Source organism: Streptomyces sp. SudanB52_2052, assembly GCF_964272415.1.
GTDB lineage: Bacteria > Actinomycetota > Actinomycetes > Streptomycetales > Streptomycetaceae > Streptomyces > Streptomyces olindensis.
The window spans coordinates 6,411,948-6,430,079 of sequence record NZ_OZ186796.1; the positions used below are offsets into that span (position 1 = coordinate 6,411,948).

Genomic DNA, 18,132 nt, shown 5'->3' on the forward strand with positions numbered 1-18,132 from the left:
TAGGGGCAAGCTGCGGGTGGGTTACGGGGCAAGCTCGGAGTCCATGAGCGTCGTCAGCCGCGGCCCCGTCCCCTGCCGCGCCTTCGCCTGTTCCAGCCGCAGCCGGGCCGAACGGCCGCGCAGGGTCAGGGTCATGAGCTGGTTGCCGAACCAGGGGCCGCCCGTCTTGCGCCAGCCGACCGGCGGACGGGAGAGGCGGCCGTGCCGGGCGAGACAGCGGCCGAAGCCGCGCGCCACCGCGCTCCAGCCGACCCGGAAGGCCAGCCGGATCGACAGGGGCACGGAGTTGTGCACGGGGGAGCAGACGAGCTGCAGCACCCGGGCGTCGGGGCCCGAGCCCGCCCAGGAGGGCTCGGCGACATAGGCGTGGTGCACGTCCCCGGACAGCACGCACACCGTCGCCGGGGCGTCCCTCCCGGAGCCGGCCTCGGCGATCAGCTCCGCCAGCCCGGCGAAGGACTCGGGGAACGCCGACCAGTGCTCCAGGTCGGCGGCGCGCCGCACCTTCTCGCTCAACCGCGCCCAGCGCTCGCCCCGTTCGCCGCGGCACAGCGCCGCGTTCCACCCCTCGGCGTCGTGCACCAGGTGCGGCAGCAGCCAGGGCAGCGAGGTGCCGAGGAGGAGGTGGTCGTACGTCTCGGGGGTGTCCAGCACCTGCTCGCGCAGCCAGGCGTCCTCGCCCGGGTCGAGCATCGAGCGGGCCTTCTCGTCCAGGACGCGGGCCGCCCGGCTGTCCACCATCACCAGCCGGACGCGGCCGAAGTCGCGCCGGTAGCTCCAGCGGGCCGTGGCCGGGTCGGCGTCGGCCCGGGCGGCGAAGGTGCGCAGCACGTCGGTGCCGTCGGGGAGCTCGCGGACCCGCTCGTAGACCGGGTCGGCCGCCAGTTCCTCCAGGGAGAGGTTCCCGAGGTGCTGGTGGACCCAGTACGACATCAGGCCGCTCAGCAGCCGCTCCCGCCACCAGTCGGTGGCCCGCATGTCGGCGAGCCAGGCGGCGGAGGTGTTCCAGTCGTCGATGACGTCGTGGTCGTCGAAGATCATGAAACTGGGCACGGTGGACAGCAGCCAGCGGATGCGCGGGTCGAGCCACGACTCGTAGTAGAGGTGGGTGTACTCCTCGTAGTCCGCCACCCCGTTGCCCGGCGGCTCTCCCAGGTCGCGGCGGGCCGCCAGCCAGCGCTGGGTGGTGTCGGAGGTCTCGTCGGCGTACACCTGGTCGCCGAGCAGCAGCAGGACGTGCGGCCGCTCGCCCTCGGGGTCGGCCGCGAGCCGGGTGGCCAGCGCGTCCAGGGCGTCCGGGCCGACGGGGTCGTGCCCGCCCGCCGGCGGGGCGGCCCAGCGGCAGGAGCCGAAGGCGACCCGCAGGGCCCCCTCCGGGCCCGGCGCGTGGATCGCCGAGGGCGGGAAGGGGGATTCGGGCGGCGGCCACACCCGGGTGTCGTCGAGGAAGACCTCGTACGTCGTGGTCGTCCCGGCCGTGAGGCCGGTCACCGGGACGAGCGCGTAGTGGTGGCCCGCCACCTGGAAGGTCCGGGCCGTGCCGCCCGCGCCGTCGGCGCAGCGCACCTCGGCGGCGCACGGACGGCTCGTCTCGACCCAGACGGTCGCGGACGAGCCGTCGGTGTACCTCAGCAGTGGTCCGAGGCGCAGTCCGGCCATGGCGATCCCCTCTCCGTCGCCCCGTACGGTACGGAACGACGGAGGTCAGCGGGGAGGTTCCGACACGAAAACAGCGCGTGTCAGCAGCTCGCCAGGTGGTTCTGCAGCGCGGACTTCTCGGCCGGGTCGACCGAGAGGTCGTAGTAGTACTTCACCTGGACCCAGGCGCGGACGTACGTGCAGCGGTACGCCGTCCGGGAGGGCATCCAGGTGGCCGGGTCCTGGTCGCCCTTGGCCTGGTTGACGTTGTCGGTGACCGCGATGAGCTGCGGGCGGGTCAGGTCGTTGGCGAAGGACTGCCGGCGGGAGGTGGTCCAGCTGTCGGCGCCGGAGTCCCAGGCCTCGGCCAGCGGGACGAGGTGGTCGATGTCGACGTCGGAGGCGGCGGACCAGGTGGCGCCGTCGTAGGGCGAGTACCAGCTGCCGCTGGTGGCGGCGCAGGAGGAGTCCTGGACGACGTTGGTGCCGTCGCGCTTGAGGACGACCTCGCGGGTGTTGCAGGTGCCGGACTGGGTGATCCAGTGCGGGAAGAGGTCGCGGTTGTAGCCGGTGCGGTCCTCGGTGGCCACGGTGAGCGTGGCGAGGTAGGAGCGGGCGGTCGCGCCGCTGACCGGGGTGGGGAGGGCGGCGGAGGCGGTGGGGGCGCTGAAGAGGGCCACGGAGGATATGAGCGCGGTGGCGGCCGCGGCCACACCGAGCCGTCGACGCGCGTAGAACCTGGGCATGCGAACTCCCTGGGGAGAAGGGGGCGTTGGCGAGCGAGCGAAGGGAATGCTCGCGGTGCCGTGTTGCGCACAGGTGTGCGCCCGGTGAGAAGTTAATGACGCGTTCATGACATGACAAGGTGCGGGCGGAAACTTTTCACGCCCGGGGCGTCGCGTACCATGGACGGCGCAGAAGGGGAGTAGCTCTTCGCCGGATCGTCGACATACTGCTCAGCCCGCCTGAGCCGGCGCCCGGAGGCAGGTCCTTTCCCGGACCCGCCAGCGAGACCTTCGGCAAGCAGTGCACGCCCGTGCCGTACGGCACGGGTGCCGAGTGTGCTGCCGTGCCGAGGTGTCGCGTCGAAAGTTTTCGACAGGCTCAGCACTCTCGGTGGGGCAGCCCCGACCGATTGAGGAACCCTTGATCAGCCTGACCGTGACGGCCGTCGTCTTCGGCGTCGTCTTCCTCGCCGAACTGCCCGACAAGACCGCCCTGGCCGGCCTCGTTCTCGGCACCCGCTACCGCGCCTCCTACGTCTTCGCCGGTGTCGCCGCCGCCTTCGCGCTGCACGTCGCGCTCGCCGTCGCGGCCGGCAGCGTGCTGACGCTGCTGCCGCAGCAGATCGTGCACGCGCTGACCGGCGTGCTCTTCCTCGGCGGGGCCGCGATGCTGCTGCTGAAGAAGGGCGAGGACGAGGGGGAGGTCCGCAAGCCGGAGAACCAGTCCTTCTGGAAGGTCTCGGGCGCGGGCTTCATGCTCATCCTGGTCGCCGAGTTCGGCGACCTCACCCAGATCATGACCGCGAACCTGGCCGCCCGCTACGACGACCCCCTCTCCGTCGGCCTCGGCGCGGTGCTCGCGCTGTGGGCGGTGGCCGGGCTCGGCATCGTCGGCGGAAAGGCGCTGATGAAGAAGGTGCCGCTGCGGCTGATCACGCAGATCGCGGCGCTGCTGATGCTCGGGCTCGGGGTGTGGAGCCTGTGGGAGGCCGTGACCGGGTGAGCTGAACAGTGGATGAACGTCCGCAGGGGGCCCCTGGCGCGAACCCGGACTTGTTTTGTACCGTGGGGGAACAAAGTGGCCTCCGCCCGTTTTCCCTGACCGGCGGGCGGGGCCGCCTTGTCCCTCCGGGGGCCGTCTCGTGCCCCTCCCCGCGCCCTGAGCCTTGGAGCTGCCGATGACGGCCACCGCCGTGCTCACCGCCCGCGCCCTCCTGCTGGACATGGACGGCACCCTCGTCAACTCCGACGCCTCGGTCGAACGCGTCTGGCGGCGCTGGGCCGCGCGGCACGGACTCGACGGGGACGAGGTCATGAAGGTCGTCCACGGGCGGCAGGGCTATGCGTCGATGGCGCTGCTGCTGCCCGACCGGCCCATGGAGCAGAACCACGCCGACAACGCCCGGATGCTCGCCGAGGAGACGGCCGACACCGACGGTGTCGTCGCGATCCCCGGGGCGCCGGAGTTCCTGGCCTCGCTGCGGGGGCTGCCGCACGCCCTCGTGACCTCCGCCGACGTGCCGCTCTCGACGGCCCGGATGGCGGCCGCCGGGCTGGAGCTGCCCGAGGTGCGGGTGACCGCGGAATCCGTCGGGGCGAGCAAGCCCGACCCGGAGGGCTTCCTGAAGGGCGCCGCCGAGCTGGGGGTCGCCCCCGCGGACTGTGTGGTGTTCGAGGACTCCGGCGCCGGGATAGCCGCGGGGCGGGCCGCCGGGATGACGGTGGTCGGGGTCGGGCCCCGAGCCGCGGTCCACGAGCCGGACGTGGTGGTCGAGGACCTCACGAAGGTCCGGGTGGAGGCGGTCGGGGACGGGACGATCCGTCTCCACGTCGGTTGAGGAACGGGCAGGTCGATTGAGGAGCCGGCCCCGGTCAGTCGACGCGGGCGGCGATGGCGCGCGCGCAGTCCAGGGACTCGGAGTGCGTCGTGTCCACCTCCACGTCGTAGCCCACGCCCTCGTGGACGAGCTGCGCCTGTGACGCGGCCATGCCCCGGACCCGGTCTCCCCGGGCGATCTCACGCCCCGCGGCGACCGCGCCGTCGCACCTGACGCCGACCCACAGCACGGCGAGCCCGGCCAGGGCCCGCTGCCACCGCTGCCGGGACGCCGGTCCGCCGAGGAAGACGTCGTCGACGATGACCCTGGCGCCGGCGCGGGCCATCGCGGCGATGCCCTCCGTCCAGGCCGCGTCCAGGGCGCTGAACTCCGGCCCCACGCTCACTCCGCCGTCCGCCTCGAACGTGATCCCCGCGTCCGAGCCCTGCAACTTCGCGGGCAGCGCGTCGACGAAGTCGTCCACGCCGAAGGCCAGCCACGGATCGGGCAGGATCTCCTGGAGGCACCGCACGATCCCGGACTTGCCCGAGCTCGATCCGCCGTTGAGCACGATCACTTGAGTGGTCACGGCGTCACAGTAGGGCGGACGGGCCGGTCACGGCTTCCGAGTTTCCGACTCCAGCCTCTCCCGGGTCTCCCGGTCGTAGACGCCGAGGTCGTCGGTCTGGACGCCGCGTGACCACTGGTACGTGCGGACCGCTTCCTCCAGACGGTCGTCGAAGGAGCCGTCGGCGTCCTCGTCGTAGAGGTACACCTGCCGCAGGCGCAGCTGGAGTTCGGCGACCTGCGGGCCCCGGTCGCCGCGGCGCAGGACGGCGGGGCCGTCGTTCTGGCGGTCGTCCGGGGACGTCTGCCCGGGGGCGGTCGCCGAGGCGGACGGCTGCGGTGTGGCGGGGCCGGTCGACCGGGACGGGCTCGGCGAGGCGCTCGGCGTGGACGGCGAGGCGGAGGGCGACGGGCTCTCCGTGCGCGACGGCGACGGGGGCGGTGCGGCCGGGGCGGGCGGCGGGGTCGACGCGCTCGCCTCCGGCGGCGTGGACACCGCGCTGCTCGACGGGGCGTCCGGCACGCTCGCCCGGATGTCGTCCGGCAGCGCGGTGTCCCGGGACGGGCTCTCGTAGGAGAACAGCCCGCTCGCGTACCCCGCCGCCGTGACGACCGCCACGCAGGCCCCGACGGCGGCGAGGAGAACCGCACGGCGCCGCCGGCCGGGCCTCGGCCCGGCCTCACCCGGTTCCTCCGTACGCGGATCCGGTCCCCCGCCGTCGAACAGCCGCAGATCCGTGACGCTGGGCTCGGACACGCCGGGCGCCTGGAGCGCCGGAATCACCGGGGTGGCCGGGGTGGCCGGGGTGGCCGGGGTGGTCGGCAGGACGGTCGTCGCGTCCGGGTCCACCGGGTGCAGGGGCATGGTGGCGTCGGCGGGGGAGGGGGGCGGCTGCTCGGCGGTTCCGGGGGGCGGTGCTTCCGCAGGCGCCGTGTGGGGGTTGCGCGGGGCGCCCTCCGCTGTCCGCGGGGGCGTGGTCCCTTTCGGCTCTGACCGTGATTGCGCGCCGGGCTCGGTGCGGGAGGCGTCCGGGTCCGGACGGGAGTCCCGTGTCCCCGTCCCGGAGGGCGCCGCGGCGTCGATCTCCACGTACGGGCGGATCCGCAGCGGGTCGAAGTCCTCCGCTGCCGCCGCCTCCGCCGTGCGGGCGTCGCGCAGGGCCTCGGCGGCGCGGTGGGTGCAGGCGCAGGAGGGCGTGCTGTCCGGGCGTCTGGGCGCGCCGCACTCCGGGCACGGGTGACCGTTCGGCGGTTCCACGCGTTCCTCCCTCCCCTCGCGTACTCCCCCTCGCGAACTCCAAAGATTATCCAGATCTCCTCCACAGCGCGTTCGACGAGCCTTCGGAACCACCGCTTCCAAAAGGGCCCGGCGGGCCATAACGGGTCACAGCGGTCACGATGGAAAATGTCACAGGGGAGCCTCAGGAGGTCGCATGGCCGGTGACGCACAGGCCGCGAGCACGACGTCCCAGGGCGTCGCCGCCCAGGAGCAGGTGCCCGGGAACGTGCTGGTCTCGATCGGCGCGCTGCTCCTCGGCATGCTGCTCGCGGCCCTCGACCAGACCATCGTGTCGACCGCGCTGCCCACCATCGTCAGCGACCTCGGCGGCATGGATCACCTGTCCTGGGTGGTCACCGCCTACCTCCTGGCGGCGACCGCCGCGACCCCGCTGTGGGGCAAGCTCGGCGACCAGTACGGACGCAAGAGGCTGTTCCAGACCGCCATCGTGATCTTCCTGGTCGGATCCGCGCTGTGCGGCGCGGCGCAGGACATGACCCAGCTGATCGCCTTCCGGGCGGTGCAGGGGCTCGGCGGCGGCGGGCTGATGGTGCTGTCCATGGCGATCGTCGGCGACCTGGTGCCGCCTCGCGAACGCGGCCGCTACCAGGGGCTGTTCGGTGCCGTCTTCGGCGCCACGAGTGTGCTCGGGCCGCTGCTCGGCGGGCTGTTCACCCAGCATGTGAGCTGGCGCTGGGTGTTCTACGTCAACCTGCCGGTCGGGATCGTCGCGCTCGCCGTGATCGCCACCGTCCTGCGCCTCCCGCGCAAGGGACAGCGGCACGTCATCGACTATCCCGGCACGTTCCTCATCGCCGCCGTCGCCACCTGCCTGGTGCTGGTCGCCTCGCTCGGCGGGACGACCTGGGGCTGGGGCTCTCCGCAGATCATCGGGCTCGCCGTCCTGGGCGTCGTCCTCGCCGCCGTCTTCGTCGCCGTCGAGCGGCGGGCCGCCGAGCCCGTGCTGCCCCTGAAGCTGTTCCGCGTGCGCACCTTCACCCTGGCCGCGGTGATCAGTTTCGTCGTCGGCTTCGCCATGTTCGGCGCGATGACCTACCTGCCGACCTTCCTCCAGGTCGTGCAGGGCGTCAGCCCGACCATGTCCGGCGTGCACATGCTGCCCATGGTGCTGGGCCTGCTACTGGCCTCGACGGCCTCCGGGCAGATCGTCAGCCGCACCGGCCGCTGGAAGGTCTTCCCGATCGCCGGCACGGGCGTCACCACGCTCGGGCTGCTCCTCCTGCACCAGCTCGACGAGCACAGCTCCACCGCCGAGCTGAGCGGCTTCTTCTTCGTCTTCGGACTCGGCCTCGGCCTGGTGATGCAGGTCCTCGTGCTCATCGTGCAGAACGCGGTCCCGTACGCGGACCTGGGTGTCGCCACCTCCGGCGCGACCTTCTTCCGCTCCATCGGCGCCTCGTTCGGCGTCGCCGTCTTCGGCACGGTCTTCGCGAACCGGCTCGGTGACCAGCTCACGGACGCCTTCCGCGGTGCCCCGCTGCCGCCCGGCGTCTCCGTGGCCGCGCTGGAGGCCGACCCGCGCGGCATCGCCGCCCTGCCGCCCGACCTGCGCCCGCCGGCCCTGCACGCCTACGCCGTGTCCATCACGGACGTCTTCCTGTACGCCGCCCCCGTCGCGCTGCTCGGGTTCGTCCTGGCCTGGTTCCTGAGGGAGGACCGGCTGCGCGGCTCGGTCACCGCGCCCGACGGCACGCAGACCCTGGCCAGCAATCCCGTCGAGCGGTCCTCGTACGACGAGGTGTGCCGCGCCCTGTCGGTGCTCGGCACCCGCGCGGGCCGGCGCGAGATCTACCGGAAGATCACCGCCCGGGCGGGCTACGACCTGCTCCCCGCGGCGAGCTGGCTGCTGCTGCGGATCCGCCGGTACGGCTCGGTGGAGCCGGGCGTGCTGGCCGACCGCCTGCCCGTGCCGCTGACCGTGATCATGGAGGCCGCCCGGCAGGTCGAGGAGCGGCGGCTCGCCGTGCGCGTGGGCCTCGACCTGGTCCTGACCGACCGGGGACGCGAGGTCGCCGAGCGGCTGGCGCGGGCCCGCGAGGAGTCCCTCGCCGAGCTGCTCGGCGACTGGTGGGGCCCGGACCGGCCGACCGACCTGGTGCGGCTCGTGCGGGAGCTGAACGGCGAGCTGTGCGGGTCGCGGCGCGAGCGGCCGTACGAGGCGCGGCCGGCGGGCCGGGCGGTCTGAGTTCGGTCGAGACGCTCGCCGGAGTCCAGTAGAGACGCTTGCCGGAGCTCAGTCGAGACGCTTGCTGAACCAGTGCTCGGCGTACGGGTCGTCGTTGTGCGGCTCGGTCTCCCGGTAACCGAGCCGGGCGTACAGGGCACGGGCCTCGACGAGGTCGCCGCGGGTGTCGAGGATCATCCGGTCGGCACCGAGCGCGCGGGCGGCGTCCTCGGCGGCCCGGACGAGCAGCGCGGCACCGCCCTTGCCGCGCACCGGCTCGCGCAGGAACACCCGGGTGAGTTCGGCGGTCGTGCCGTCCAGCAGCCGTACGCCCGCCGAGCCGGCCGGCTCGCCGCCGTACCGGGCGACCAGCAACCGCCCGCGCGGCGGCGCGAGGTCCGCGCCCCGGTAGGCGGCGATCTCCCGCTCCAGCTCGTCCGGGTCGGTCCGGCGCCCCTCGTGCAGCAGGTACCAGCGGTCGCTGACCTCGGTGTAGTACGCCCGCCACAGGGCGACGGCGACGGGGGAGTCGTACGGTTCCGGGGCCATGGTCCAGGTCATGACCGGCATTCTCGGCAGGTGCCGTGCCCGGCTCGCAACCGGATATCCCGGGGGCGCGTGCGACCGGGGCCGGGCCCGCGCGCCGTTTGGCGGCCTGCTTCCGGGCTACCCGACCGGCGAACCGGCTCGCGAGGAGAGCCGGTTGGGCCGAGAACCCGGAAGGCATTCATGTCCACTGGCCTGATCATTGCTCTGATCGTGATCGCGGCGGTCGTCGTCATCATCGCGGCCGCCATGACCCTGCGCGCCCGAGGGGCTCGGCGCGGCCCGAGCCTGAAGCGGCGCTTCGGACCCGAGTACGACCTGGCCGTCGCCCGGCACGACGGCGACACCAAGGCCGCCGAGCGCGAACTCGCCGAACGCGTGGAGCGCCACGGCGACCTGCGCGAACGAGCGCTGGAGCCGGCGCAGCGCGAGCAGTACGAGGCGCGCTGGACGGCCGCCCAGGAGCGGTTCGTCGACTCGCCGCGGGAGGCGGTCGCCGAGGCGGACCGGCTGCTCGCCGAGCTGGCCGGCGCCCGGGGCTTCCCGGACGGCGGGCAGTACGAGGAGCAGCTCGCGGCGCTGTCCGTGCACCACGCCCACCACGTGGACGGCTACCGGCGCGTGCACCGGGCGGCGCACCTGCGCCCGGAGGACGCCCGGGACGGCGGCACCGGTACGGAAGACATGCGCGAGGCCATGGTGGCGGCCCGCGCCCTGTTCGAGGAGCTGGTGCGACCGGCCCGCCACGACGGCGGCGGCCATGTCGCCGGCCCGCACCTGGGCGGACGCCACGAGGGCGGACGGCACAAGGCCGGGCTGAACGGCGGCCGCAAGGCCCCGGCCACCCGCGGCGGGCACATGCCGTGGGCGATGCACCGACGTCAGGCGAAGGAGAGTTGAGGCGATGACCGACATGACCCGGCCGCCGGGCGACGACGCGCCGAACGCCCCCGACGCCCGCGGTGAGACCGCCCTGGGCACCGGCCACGGCACGGACCGCGCCACCGGCGCCCGCACGCCCTCTGTCGCCAAGGAGGACCGGCTCGCCACGGCCGGCACCCCTCCCACAGGCGACCGCACCGGCCCGCGTGAGGCGGGCACCCGCGAGGGCGCCCGCTCGCACCTCCTGCCCCACGACGAGTCCGACAAGCTCGGCTCGCAGCTGCAGCACGCGGTCGCCGGGTTCGTCGACGGGCCCCGGGCCGCCGTCGAGGAGGCCGACCACGTGCTGGAGGAGATCGCGGCCCGCTTCACCGAGGCCGTGACGCAGCGCCGCCGCACCCTACGGCACTCCTGGCAGTCGGTCGAGGGCGGCGAGGGCAAGCCCGTGTCGTCCGCCGACACCGAGCAGCTGCGGCTGGCCCTGAAGGACTACCGCGAACTCGCGGAACGGCTGCTACACGTGTGACCCGGGTGAAGCGCCCGGTTCCTGATCCGCCCGGCGCTCCCGCCACCGCCGTACGACGTCCTCGACGTCGTACGGCTTCTTGCCCAGCGGGGGGCCGGGCGGCGGTTTGAACATCATCGCGCGGATCTTGTCGTTGATCTCCCCGATGATCTTCCGGACGATCCGCTCCGAGGGGGCCGCGAGGGCTGCCGTCAGCGCGTCCTCGGCCTCCTTGCGCAGCGCCAGCGCCGGCGGGAGCACCGAGAAGCCCCCGCGGGCCATCTTCCGCTTCACCCACCACAGTTCGTCGTACGTGCTCTCGACGTCGGGCGGGAGCGGGCGGCCCGCCCCGGGCAACCGTTCGAACTCTCCGCGCGCCTCCGCGTCACGGATCTGCTTGTCGACCCAGGACTCGAAGTCCACGCCGGGTGGCTTTCGCTCGGTCATGAGGCCATTGTGCCGGACACCGCGCAGCCGGGCGTTCTATCATGCGGCGGGCTTGCAGGCCCGTTCAGGGACGTCTCAGGAGGAGCGCACGTGCTCGAACTCACCATGGCCGCCGTGTCCGCGGCGGAGGAGGGTGCCACGGCCGGCATGCTCATGGCCGACGCGCCCAGCGAGCCGGGTGCCGTGCTGCGGGTGGGCCGCGACAAGTCGGTGTGCCGGCTCAGCACGCCGGACGACTGGCTGTTCGTCTCCCGCGTGCACCTGGAGTTCCTCTGCGGGCCCGACGGGACCTGGCAGCTCACCTGGCTGCGCGGCTCCCAGCCCGACCCGTCCTCCGAAGTCCGCCTGACGGTCGGGGAGTACGCCCAGCCCCTCGCCTACGGCGGTACCGTCCCGCTGCCCAGGGGCGGCAGCGGCGAGATCATCGTCCAGGACCGCACCGCCCCGCGCAGCGTCAACGTGGGCTTCTACCACGAGGTGTGACCGCCGGCTCCGGGCGGCCGGGCGTCATGCCAGCACCCGCGCGAGCGCGAACCCGTCGTACCCCTTCGTGCCGACCGTCTGGATCGCCGTCCCGCTCAACCTCGGGTGGCTGCCGATCAGTTCGATCGCGGCGCGGGTGCCCACCACGTCCGGGGCGGTGCTGTCCGCGTCGGTCACCCGGCCGCCGCGGACCACGTTGTCGAGGACGATCAGGCTGCCCGTGCTGGTCAGCTTGACGGCCCAGTCCACGTAGTGCGGGTTGTTCGCCTTGTCGGCGTCGATGAAGACCAGGTCGAACGGGGGCGGGTTCTCGTCGGCCAGCTTGGGCAGCGACTCCAGGGCCGGGCCCACCCGCACCTCGACGAGCTTGTCGAGGCCGGCCCGGGCGATGTTGCGGACGGCGACCTCGGCGTGCTTGGGGTCGTACTCCAGGGAGATCAGCCGCCCGTCGGCGGGCAGGGCACGGCCCAGCCAGATGGTGCTGTACCCGCCGAGCGTGCCGATCTCCAGGATGTGGCGGGCGCCCTGGATCTGGGCCAGGAGCTGGAGGAGCTTGCCCTGGTTCGCCGCGACGTTGATGTGCGGGAGCCCGGCGGCGTCGCTGTCGCGCAGGGCCGCCGCCAAGGCTTCGTCGTCCGGGGCGAGGTGGGCGGTGAAGTAGGCGTCGACCTCGTCCCAGACGTGCGACTCGCTCATGCGGCTGCCTTTCTGTGCCGAGCCAGGGATGCTAACCAGCAGGCCAACGAGCGCGGGCGGGCCAGGGTTCCGCACGGCGACCGGGAGACGGCCGGAAGACGGCCGGAAGACCGCCTTCCGCCCGGCGCCCACCGTCGGGACCGCCGGTCGGGACCGCCGGTCGGGACCGCCGGTCGGGACCGCCGGTCGGGACCTCCCGTCGGCACCTCTCGGTCGGCGCCTCCCGTCGGGACCTGCCCCGGCACCTCCCGGCGGGCACCTTCCGGTCACGCCGGACGTGCGGAGCGGGTCCGTGGGTGCGGTGCTCGGCCTCCGCCCGACCCGTCGGCCGGGCGGGCAGGGCCGCAGCGGCCGCCTGCGGCCGGGGGCGCATCCGCTCCCGCGGGCCGCTTCCCGGTCCACCGGCCGGAAGTCGTCGCCGCCTTGCGTCCGGCGCCCACCGTCGGGACCTCCCGTCGGGACCTCCGTTCGGGACCTGTCCCGGCACCTTCCGGTCGGCGCCTTCCGGTCACGCCGGACGTGCGGAGCGGGTCCGTGGGCGCGGTGCTCGGCCTCCGTCCCACCGGCCGGCCGGGCGGGCAGGGCCGCAGCGGCCACCTGCGGTCGGGGGCGCAAGCGGCCCCGCGGGCCGCTTCCCGGTGCGCGGGCCGGAAGTCGTCCCCGGTCGGCCGCGGGGGCTTGGGCGGTGTCCGCAGAGTCGCGTCGTTCGCCCGGAGGGCGGGCACTGCGGCGTCATGGGGTCCCCCTGCCCGAGCGAGGCCGAGAGCTTGGGCGAGCGTGTCAGGCGTGACTTCGCGGAAACCCCTGGGGGCTCACTGCTCCCGCGCCGCCACCGAAGGGGCCGAGCCGGGCAGTGGGCGTCCCGCCGACTCCGCCATGCGCCACACCGCGAAACCGCCGATCACGGCCGCGGCCATCATGTAGTACGCGGGCATCATCATGTTCCCCGTCGCGCCGATCAGGGCCGTGACCACCAGCGGGGTCGTGCCGCCGAAGAGGGACACGGACACGTTGAAGCCGATGGACAGCGAGCCGTAGCGGACGCGCGTCGGGAACAGCGCCGGGAGCGCCGAGGGCATCGCCGCCGTGAAGCAGACCAGCAGCAGCCCGAGCGCGCCCATGCCGAGCGCGACCGCGAGCAGGCTGCCCTCGCGGATCAGCAGCAGGGCGGGGACGGACAGCAGCAGGAAGCCCGCGCAGCCGGTGGCGATCACCGGGCGGCGGCCGACCCGGTCGGTCAGCGCGCCGACGAACGGCTGGGCGATCATCATCACGGCCATCACACCGAGGACGACGAGCAGACCGTGCGTCTCGTCGTAGTGCAGCTCGCTGGTCAGGTAGCTCGGCATGTACGACAGCAGCATGTAGTCCGTGACGTTGAAGACCAGCACCAGGCCCACGCAGAGCAGCAGCGCCCGCCACTGCCCGGTGATCATCTCGCGTAGCGGCACCTTGGGCCGGTCCTTCTCGGCCTTGGCGACCTCGGCGGCGAACGCCGGAGTCTCCTCCAGACGCATGCGCAGGTAGAGGCCGATGATGCCCATCGGTCCGGCGATCAGGAACGGGATGCGCCAGCCCCAGGAGGTGAGGTCGTCGGCGGAGAGCAGGGCGGTCATCAGCGTGACCAGGCCCGCGCCGCCGATGTAGCCGGCCAGCGTGCCGAACTCCAGCCAGCTGCCGAGGAAGCCGCGCCGCTTGTCGGGCGCGTACTCGGCGATGAAGGTCGAGGCACCGGCGTACTCGCCGCCGGTGGAGAAGCCCTGCACGAGGCGGGCCGCGAGGAGCAGGATCGGCGCGCCGACACCGATCGTCGCGTACGACGGGATCAGGCCGATCGCGAAGGTGCCCGCGGCCATCATGATCATGGTGAGGGCGAGGACCTTCTGACGGCCGACGCGGTCGCCGAGCGGGCCGAAGACCATGCCGCCCAGGGGGCGGACCAGGAAGGCCGCGGCGAAGGCGCCGAACGTGGACAGCAGCTGCGCGGTGGGATTGCCCGACGGGAAGAAGACCTTGCCCAGCGTGACCGCGATGTAGCTGTAGACACCGAAGTCGAACCACTCCATGGCGTTGCCGAGCGCGGCCGCCTTCACGGCGCGCTTGACGAGCGCGGGGTCGGTGACGGTGGTGTCCGGGGCCTTCGCTGCGCGGCTCTTCATGACGGACGGGGGAGCGACGACTGAGGCAGTCGACAAGACTTGCTCGCCTACCTTTCGACGGGGACAGGGACGCGGTCCCGCGCGGCGGCGCTGTCGTACGGGCCGAAAAAGCGACGATAGGAGGATATGGGCCCCTTACGGGCGGTATGCCTTTCGTTGCACAGGGCACGTAAATCGCGGCTGTGCTGGGACTTCTGCCCGATCGCACACAGTTCCCACGAGATCTTGATGTGATCCTTCTCGCGTCGACGAGAGGCGACCACGCGCCCCGCGCACTATCGTCATCCGGACAAAAGGCGGACGGACGTCAGGTGAACCGGGGGTAGCCCGCGTCTTCCTCGCCGGAGGCGACCAATGGGGCGGGAGGCCGACGGGGTGTGACGAACGCGGATCACGGGGGACGAGCGGCGGAAGCATTCGGAGCGACGGCCGTCGGCGGGGCCCAGGCACGCCTGCGCGTGGCCCGCCTCGGCCTCTGGCTGATCGCGGCCCTGCTCGCGGCACGACAAGTGGCCGTCGTCCTCGGCACTCCCCGCGGCGAGCGCCTGACGGACCTGGAGACCTGGCTCGGGCCCGACGGCGTCCTGCACGTGACCGGCTCCCTGTACGACTCGACCCGCTTCACCGGCACCCCCTTCGGCGGCCTCGTCCTCAAACCCCTCACCCGTTCGGCCGAACAGGCCCTCGGCTGGGGCTGGACCTTCGGCACGCTGCTGCTGGTCGTGGCCCTCGGACTGATCGCCGCCCGCGCCCTGCCCCCGCCGGTCAGCCGCCGCACCGCCCTGCTGGCCGCCCCGGTCGCCATCAGCCTGCTGATGCTGTCCCTGCCCGTCCGCAACACCCTGTGGCTGGGCCAGACCAGCGTCATCCCGGTCCTGCTCGTCCTGCTGGGCTGCTTCGTCGCCCACGGCCAGCGGACCAGCGGCCTGCTCATCGGCGTCGCGGCCGCGCTCCAGCCCACCCTGCTGCTCTTCACGCCCCTGCTGTGGTTCACCGGCCGCAGACGCGCCGCGCTCTCCACCGGCGTCACCTTCGCCGCCTGCACCGGGCTCGCCTGGGCGGCGATGCCGCACGACTCCTACCGCTACTGGGTCCACCACATGGCGGGCGTCGGCCTCGGCGGCCGGGCCGACGACCTCGCCAACCAGTCCCTGCACGGCGCCCTGCTCCGGCTCGGCCTGAACGGCCCCCTGGAGGTCGCCCTCTTCCTGTCGCTCGGCGTGGCAGTCGCCGTCCTCGCCCTGCGCCGCGCCGTCCGCTGCTTCCGCGACGGCCAGCTGCTGCTCGCCGTCGCGATCATCGGCTGCGCCGCGATCGTCGTCTCGCCCACGGCCTGGCAGCACCAGCTGCTGTGGGTGCTGCTCGCGGTCGTGGGCCGGGCCGGCCGGCGCGCCTCCGACCGGTACGTGTGGCCGGTCGCCGTCGTCCTGGTCATGACCCTGCCCGCCAGGATGCTGCTGCCCGACATGGACTCGCTGGACCCGCTGCGCACCAACCTCGTCCTGGTGGCCGCCCTCGCCGCCGCCACGGCCGTGCCGTTCCTGTCCCGCACCTCGCCGTACTACCAGCGGCCGATCCCGACCGAGTACGCCCCCGCCGCCCCGGCCCGCTTCCGGCACGTACCGCTCGTGCCCTTCCTGCGCCGGGTCCTCACGCGGCCCAACCTCCTCCTGGAACTCCTCCTCATCCGGGTCACCTATGCCGCCTACTCCCAGGTCCGGCTCGCCGCCACCGGCGGCAGCAACTCGGCCGGGCGCGCCGAGGCCGAGGAGCACGGCATGCAGGTCCTCGACCTGGAACGGGCCCTGCGCATCGACATCGAGCACTGGGCCAACCACACCGTCGTGAAGATCGACTGGCTGCGGGACTTCTTCGACTTCTACTACACGTCGTTCCACTTCGCGGTCCCGCTGACCGTCCTCGCCGTCCTGTACTGGCGCCGCCCGGCCGAGTACCGCTGGGCCCGCTCCGCCCTCGGCTTCGCCACCCTGCTGGCCCTGGTCGGCTTCTGGCTCTACCCGCTGGCCCCGCCCCGCCTGATGCCGACGCTCGGCTTCATCGACACCGTGCACGGCGTCCAGGACTTCTCCCAGCCCGACTACGGCACGCTCACGGCCCTCACCAACCAGTACGCGGCCATGCCGTCCCTGCACTTCGGGTGGTCGCTGTGGTGCGGCGTCGTGATCGCCGTGCTGGCGCCCCGGTGGTGGATGAAGGCGCTGGGGCTGCTGCACCCGCTGTTCACGGCGTCGGCGATCGTCGCGACCGCGAACCACTGGGTGCTCGACGCGGCCGGGGGAGCGGTGGTGGTCGGTGTGGGCTTCGCGCTGACGTACGTGCTCTCGGGGCCCAGGGTCGCGACCGCCGCCGCCGAGCGGAACCAACCGGAGGTGCCTTCGAGCAGCAGATCGACGAGTTCCCTCTGAACGGCGGCCCCGACGAGAGCGCCGAATGACCGGAAAAGGACGGCGCGTTGACGTCCGCAGGCATCCCCGCGAGGGCGGTGTGCGTCTCACGAACGGGATCACGCACACCCACGCCCGCGGAGGAAGCCATCACTCAGCACCTGGACGCCACGGGCACGATCCCGGGCGCGCGCCGCCCCGGTCCGCCGACGTCCCGGCCCCCGCGGGCGGGCCGCTGGAGACGGGCGGTGCCGGTCGCCGTCCCGGCCCTGGCCGCGCTCGCCCTCGGCCTGTGGGGGATCGAGCGGCAGGACAGCATGTGGCGCGACGAGTCCGTCACCTACCAGGTCGCCCACCGTTCGCCGGGTGAACTGTGGGAGCTGCTGGGCCACATCGACGCCGTGCACGGTCTGTACTACCTCCTCATGCACGCGGTGTTCGCCGTGTGGGACGGCGGGCTGACGGCCCTCAGACTGCCCTCCGTCCTGGCCACTGCCCTGGCCGCCGCCGGGGTCGCGGCGATCGGCGCCCGGCTGGCCGGGCACCGGGCCGGCCTGCTCGCCGGGCTCGTCTTCGCGCTGCTGCCGATCACCCAGCAGTACGCGCAGGAGGGCCGGTCCTACGCCCTGGTCACGGCGGGCGTCACCTGGGCGACGTACTTCTTCCTGCGAGCCACCGCCGACTCCCGCGCCCGCTGGTGGACGGCGTACGCCCTCATCCTCCACCTCGCCTCCTGGCTGCACGAGTTCGCCGCGCTGGCGCTGCTCGCCCACGGGCTGACCCTGTGGCTCTCGCGCCCGGCGCGCGGTGTCGTACGGCGGTGGGCGATCGCGGCGGCCGGGGTGGGGGTGGGGCTGCTGCCCCTCGCGGTGGTCAGCGCGGGCCAGGCGGAGGCCCAACTGGGCTGGCTCGGACGGCCGAGCGCGAGTGCGTGGCTGCTGTTCGCGGGCCTCTCGGCCGGGACGGTGCTGCTGTGCCGGCTCCTCGTCCGCACGGGCGCCCCCGGGGCCGTCGCCCTGACCCGTCTCGCCCTGCCGCTGCTGATCGCCCCGGCCGGCCTGCTGATGACGATCTCGCTCGTCAAGCCGTGGTACGTCGACCGGTACGTGCTGTACGGCGTGACGGGCCTGGCCCTGCCGGCCGGGGCCGCGCTGTCCTGGGCGATCGGGCAGCGGCACCGGCTCGCCCCTGCGGCCCGGGTGCTGACGGCCTGTCTGGCGGCCGGTACGGCGGTCGCGGTGCTGCTGCCGTGGTCGCTGATGGTGCGCTCACCCGAGAGCCGCAAGGACGACGTCGTCGCGGTCGCCCGCGCGGTCGATCGCCAGGCACACCCGGGCGACGCCGTCCTGTTCATGCCCGCCCGGCGCCGCGAATGGCTGCTGTCCTTCCCCGAGATCCACGACCGGCTCGACGACCTGGCCCTCGCCGCGTCCCCGACCGCCTCCCGCACGCTGCACGGCACCGAACGCGATGCCGCCGCGATCCGCCGCCACATCCTGGCGGCCGACCGCGTCATCGCCCTCACCGATCCGCCCGGGCAGCCGCTCGACCCCTTCCCGCAGGAGGAGATCAAGCGCCGGACGCTGAGGACCCACTTCGAGGTGTGCGAACGCACCCGGGTCCAGGGCGCCCAGATCATCGTCTACGCCCGCCCCGGCCGCTGCACGCCGTAACCGCACCGGTGGTGTCGGAAAACCGGCGGGAGCGCCCTTGCGATGTCGGATATCCGGGCCCGCCCGGTCCGTGGCTGGATCCCGGGCGGTCCTGGCTGAAAGGTGAGCCTCGCTGTCCACCCGGA

The 18,132-nt window shown here is 73.4% G+C and carries 16 protein-coding genes; 8 read left to right on the forward strand and 8 right to left on the reverse strand.

All coding sequences use genetic code 11. The features are described from left to right. Positions 1-21 precede the first annotated feature (21 nt). Both ACSUPV_RS28695 and ACSUPV_RS28700 read right to left on the reverse strand, forming a co-directional pair. Complete coding sequence (locus tag ACSUPV_RS28695; RefSeq protein WP_436948831.1) at positions 22-1,659, reverse strand: alkaline phosphatase D family protein; 1,638 nt, start codon at positions 1,657-1,659, stop codon at positions 22-24. Positions 1,660-1,739: 80 nt separating this feature from the next. Further along, positions 1,740-2,384, reverse strand: a complete 645-nt coding sequence (locus tag ACSUPV_RS28700) for an HNH endonuclease family protein (protein WP_382615997.1) — start codon at positions 2,382-2,384, stop codon at positions 1,740-1,742. Between the two features lie 400 nt (positions 2,385-2,784). On the opposite strand from ACSUPV_RS28700, the gene ACSUPV_RS28705 reads away from it, so the two are divergent. Both ACSUPV_RS28705 and ACSUPV_RS28710 read left to right on the forward strand, forming a co-directional pair. Continuing rightward, a complete protein-coding gene (locus ACSUPV_RS28705) occupies positions 2,785-3,366 on the forward strand; it encodes a TMEM165/GDT1 family protein (RefSeq protein ID WP_031112059.1) in 582 nt (193 codons plus the stop codon). Positions 3,367-3,541: 175 nt separating this feature from the next. After that, entirely contained in the window at positions 3,542-4,201 is a 660-nt protein-coding gene (locus tag ACSUPV_RS28710) for an HAD-IA family hydrolase (RefSeq protein WP_436948832.1), read from the forward strand. A gap of 34 nt (positions 4,202-4,235) precedes the next feature. On the opposite strand, the gene cpt is transcribed toward ACSUPV_RS28710, so the two are convergent. Both cpt and ACSUPV_RS28720 read right to left on the reverse strand, forming a co-directional pair. Further along, complete coding sequence (gene cpt / locus ACSUPV_RS28715) at positions 4,236-4,769, reverse strand: chloramphenicol phosphotransferase CPT (RefSeq protein WP_037762997.1); 534 nt, start codon at positions 4,767-4,769, stop codon at positions 4,236-4,238. A gap of 27 nt (positions 4,770-4,796) precedes the next feature. Next, on the reverse strand, positions 4,797-6,005 hold the full coding sequence (locus ACSUPV_RS28720; protein ID WP_436948833.1) for a peptidoglycan-binding protein: 1,209 nt from the start codon (positions 6,003-6,005) through the stop codon (positions 4,797-4,799). A gap of 175 nt (positions 6,006-6,180) precedes the next feature. Between ACSUPV_RS28720 and ACSUPV_RS28725 the strand changes: the two genes are divergently transcribed. After that, on the forward strand, positions 6,181-8,232 hold the full coding sequence (locus ACSUPV_RS28725) for an MDR family MFS transporter (RefSeq protein WP_037763000.1): 2,052 nt from the start codon (positions 6,181-6,183) through the stop codon (positions 8,230-8,232). A 48-nt stretch (positions 8,233-8,280) separates the two neighbouring features. On the opposite strand, the gene ACSUPV_RS28730 is transcribed toward ACSUPV_RS28725, so the two are convergent. After that, a complete protein-coding gene (locus tag ACSUPV_RS28730) occupies positions 8,281-8,772 on the reverse strand; it encodes a GNAT family N-acetyltransferase (protein WP_436948834.1) in 492 nt (163 codons plus the stop codon). A 168-nt stretch (positions 8,773-8,940) separates the two neighbouring features. On the opposite strand from ACSUPV_RS28730, the gene ACSUPV_RS28735 reads away from it, so the two are divergent. Both ACSUPV_RS28735 and ACSUPV_RS28740 read left to right on the forward strand, forming a co-directional pair. Further along, complete coding sequence (locus ACSUPV_RS28735) at positions 8,941-9,657, forward strand: hypothetical protein (RefSeq protein WP_031112072.1); 717 nt, start codon at positions 8,941-8,943, stop codon at positions 9,655-9,657. Positions 9,658-9,661: 4 nt separating this feature from the next. After that, positions 9,662-10,165, forward strand: coding sequence for a hypothetical protein (locus tag ACSUPV_RS28740; RefSeq protein WP_031112073.1), 504 nt, complete (start codon positions 9,662-9,664; stop codon positions 10,163-10,165). Here the strand turns inward: ACSUPV_RS28740 and ACSUPV_RS28745 are convergent. Next, the gene (locus ACSUPV_RS28745; protein ID WP_436948835.1) at positions 10,154-10,591 is read right to left on the reverse strand and encodes a DUF1992 domain-containing protein; all 438 of its coding nucleotides are present in this window, start codon (positions 10,589-10,591) and stop codon (positions 10,154-10,156) included. The genes ACSUPV_RS28740 and ACSUPV_RS28745 overlap by 12 nt on opposite strands. A 90-nt stretch (positions 10,592-10,681) precedes the next feature. Here ACSUPV_RS28745 and ACSUPV_RS28750 point away from each other — a divergent pair, with 90 nt between their 5' ends. Continuing rightward, positions 10,682-11,074, forward strand: a complete 393-nt coding sequence (locus ACSUPV_RS28750) for an FHA domain-containing protein (protein WP_031112076.1) — start codon at positions 10,682-10,684, stop codon at positions 11,072-11,074. A gap of 24 nt (positions 11,075-11,098) precedes the next feature. On the opposite strand, the gene ACSUPV_RS28755 is transcribed toward ACSUPV_RS28750, so the two are convergent. Together ACSUPV_RS28755 and proP are read right to left on the reverse strand one after the other, a co-directional pair. Further along, positions 11,099-11,770: an O-methyltransferase gene (locus ACSUPV_RS28755; RefSeq protein WP_031112078.1), complete on the reverse strand. Its 672-nt coding sequence runs from the start codon at positions 11,768-11,770 to the stop codon at positions 11,099-11,101. Between the two features lie 812 nt (positions 11,771-12,582). Then, the gene (proP, locus tag ACSUPV_RS28760) at positions 12,583-13,965 is read right to left on the reverse strand and encodes a glycine betaine/L-proline transporter ProP (RefSeq protein ID WP_382616004.1); all 1,383 of its coding nucleotides are present in this window, start codon (positions 13,963-13,965) and stop codon (positions 12,583-12,585) included. A gap of 341 nt (positions 13,966-14,306) precedes the next feature. Between proP and ACSUPV_RS28765 the strand changes: the two genes are divergently transcribed. Next, entirely contained in the window at positions 14,307-16,355 is a 2,049-nt protein-coding gene (locus ACSUPV_RS28765; protein WP_436948836.1) for a bifunctional glycosyltransferase 87/phosphatase PAP2 family protein, read from the forward strand. A 227-nt stretch (positions 16,356-16,582) separates the two neighbouring features. Next, complete coding sequence (locus tag ACSUPV_RS28770) at positions 16,583-18,007, forward strand: glycosyltransferase family 39 protein (RefSeq protein WP_436948837.1); 1,425 nt, start codon at positions 16,583-16,585, stop codon at positions 18,005-18,007. Positions 18,008-18,132: the final 125 nt, after the last annotated feature.

Excerpts from the sequence above, each read along its gene's own strand:
- ACSUPV_RS28740 (WP_031112073.1), top strand. The coding sequence starts at position 9,662 with ATGACCGACATGACCCGGCCGCCGGGCGACGACGCGCCGAACGCCCCC.
- ACSUPV_RS28700 (WP_382615997.1), bottom strand. The coding sequence starts at position 2,384 with ATGCCCAGGTTCTACGCGCGTCGACGGCTCGGTGTGGCCGCGGCCGCC.
- ACSUPV_RS28695 (WP_436948831.1), bottom strand. The coding sequence starts at position 1,659 with ATGGCCGGACTGCGCCTCGGACCACTGCTGAGGTACACCGACGGCTCG.
- ACSUPV_RS28725 (WP_037763000.1), top strand. The coding sequence starts at position 6,181 with ATGGCCGGTGACGCACAGGCCGCGAGCACGACGTCCCAGGGCGTCGCC.
- ACSUPV_RS28710 (WP_436948832.1), top strand. The coding sequence starts at position 3,542 with ATGACGGCCACCGCCGTGCTCACCGCCCGCGCCCTCCTGCTGGACATG.
- ACSUPV_RS28730 (WP_436948834.1), bottom strand. The coding sequence starts at position 8,772 with ATGACCTGGACCATGGCCCCGGAACCGTACGACTCCCCCGTCGCCGTC.
- ACSUPV_RS28735 (WP_031112072.1), top strand. The coding sequence starts at position 8,941 with ATGTCCACTGGCCTGATCATTGCTCTGATCGTGATCGCGGCGGTCGTC.
- ACSUPV_RS28745 (WP_436948835.1), bottom strand. The coding sequence starts at position 10,591 with ATGACCGAGCGAAAGCCACCCGGCGTGGACTTCGAGTCCTGGGTCGAC.
- ACSUPV_RS28755 (WP_031112078.1), bottom strand. The coding sequence starts at position 11,770 with ATGAGCGAGTCGCACGTCTGGGACGAGGTCGACGCCTACTTCACCGCC.